2 protein-coding genes are annotated in these 1,122 nt (G+C 68.4%); both read left to right on the top strand.

Annotated elements, in window-relative coordinates; all coding sequences use genetic code 11:
• Nucleotides 1–228: 228 nt before the first annotated feature.
• On the top strand, nucleotides 229–576 hold the full coding sequence (locus GPA_RS03850; protein ID WP_015538989.1) for a YbaB/EbfC family nucleoid-associated protein: 348 nt from the start codon (nucleotides 229–231) through the stop codon (nucleotides 574–576).
• A 15-nt stretch (nucleotides 577–591) separates the two neighbouring features.
• On the top strand, nucleotides 592–1,122 hold a 531-nt coding region (recR, locus tag GPA_RS03845), incomplete at its 3' end, for a recombination mediator RecR (protein WP_041239014.1).

Below are 1,122 nucleotides of genomic sequence, written 5' to 3'. Positions count from 1 at the left end.
CGTCGCGCCCGGACCTGCCGCCGGAGCCCGATGCGCGCACCTCGCCTTCCGTGGACCTGACGGCTCCCGTGCAGTCGCCCGGCGAGCTGGAGGCCATCTTGGCGGCGGGATTCGGCGATGGCGTGATCGTCGAAGAAGTGAGAGAATAGCGCGCGAAGCAACGCCGCGGCAAGCAGGCGGCATCCGATAAACGACAAGCTACGAGCAGAGAGCAGACAGGAGACCACGATGGCGAAACGAGGCGGGTTCCCCGGAGGCGGCGGCATGGGCAACATGGGCGCCATGATGAAGCAGGCCCAGAAGATGCAGGCCGAGCTGGCGAAGGCCCAGGACGAGATCAAGGACATGGAGTACGAGGCCACGGCCGGCGGCGGCATGGTGAAGGTGGTGGCCACGGGCGACATGGCCATCAAGAGCATCGTCATCGACCCGGAGGCCGTGGACCCCGAGGACGTGGACCTGCTCCAGGACATGGTGCTGGCGGCGGTGAACGAGGCCCTGCGCGGCATGTCCGACGTGAGCGCCCAGCGCCTGAACTCCGTGACCGGCGGCATGAACATCCCCGGCCTGATGTAGGCGCGGGCAGCAGCCATGTACGCAGCGCCGTCCATCCAGAAGCTCCTCGACGAGCTGGAGCGCCTGCCCGGCATCGGCCCGAAGTCGGCGCAGCGCATCGCCTACTGGATACTCAACACCGACAAGGCCACGGCGCTGCGCCTGTCCGAGGCCATCGCGGAAGTGAAGGACCAGGTGCACTTCTGCCGGCAGTGCTTCAACTACGCCGAGGACGACCTGTGCGAGATATGCCGGTCGTCCCGGCGCGACCCGGGCATCATCTGCGTGGTCAGCGAGCCGCGCGACATTCCGCCCATCGAGCGCACGGCCGTGTTCTCGGGCCTTTACCATGTGCTGGGCGGCGCCCTGTCGCCCATGGAGGGCATCGGCCCGGACAACCTGCGCATCGCCGAGCTCATGAAGCGCCTGGCATCGGGCGAGGTGACCGAAGTGGTGCTGGCCACCAACCCCAACGTGGAGGGCGAGACCACGGCCGCCTACCTGGCGCGCCTCATCAAGCCGCTCGGCGTGAACGTGACGCGTCCCGCCAGCGGCCTGCCCGTGGGC

The organism is Gordonibacter pamelaeae 7-10-1-b (assembly GCF_000210055.1).
Lineage (GTDB): Bacteria > Actinomycetota > Coriobacteriia > Coriobacteriales > Eggerthellaceae > Gordonibacter > Gordonibacter pamelaeae.
The sequence above is the reverse complement of the archived record's forward strand: the minus strand, read 5'-3'. Positions and strand labels throughout refer to the sequence as shown.